Raw genomic sequence first — 242 nt, 5'->3', positions numbered from 1 at the left:
AGATCGACCAGCTTGCGCGCCAGATCCCGGTTGGAGGCGTTTTCGAACACGGCCCGGCTGGCGTAGCAAACCTTCTTCGCCTGCTCGAACATTGCGTTTAAAACCGCTTCGTTCCCGTGCCCGAGATTGGTGATTACGGGACCAGACGACGCATCAAGGTATTTCTTGCCGTCGGTGTCCCAAAGGTAGACACCTTTGGCATGGTCAATGGTCGGCATTTTGCCTGCACCACCGTAAAAGAC

At 55.8% G+C, this 242-nt stretch carries 1 protein-coding gene; it reads right to left on the bottom strand.

What is annotated here, in order from left to right; translation table 11 throughout:
• Positions 1 to 218, bottom strand: a 218-nt coding sequence (locus Q4550_RS23950; protein ID WP_303536766.1) for an aminotransferase class III-fold pyridoxal phosphate-dependent enzyme, incomplete at its 3' end; no start/stop codon positions are given.
• Positions 219 to 242 lie beyond the last annotated feature (24 nt).

The sequence above is a fragment of the Anaerobacillus sp. 1_MG-2023 genome, assembly GCF_030547345.1.
Taxonomy (GTDB): domain Bacteria; phylum Bacillota; class Bacilli; order Bacillales; family Guptibacillaceae; genus Guptibacillus; species Guptibacillus hwajinpoensis_B.
The sequence above is the reverse complement of the archived record's forward strand: the minus strand, read 5'-3'. Positions and strand labels throughout refer to the sequence as shown.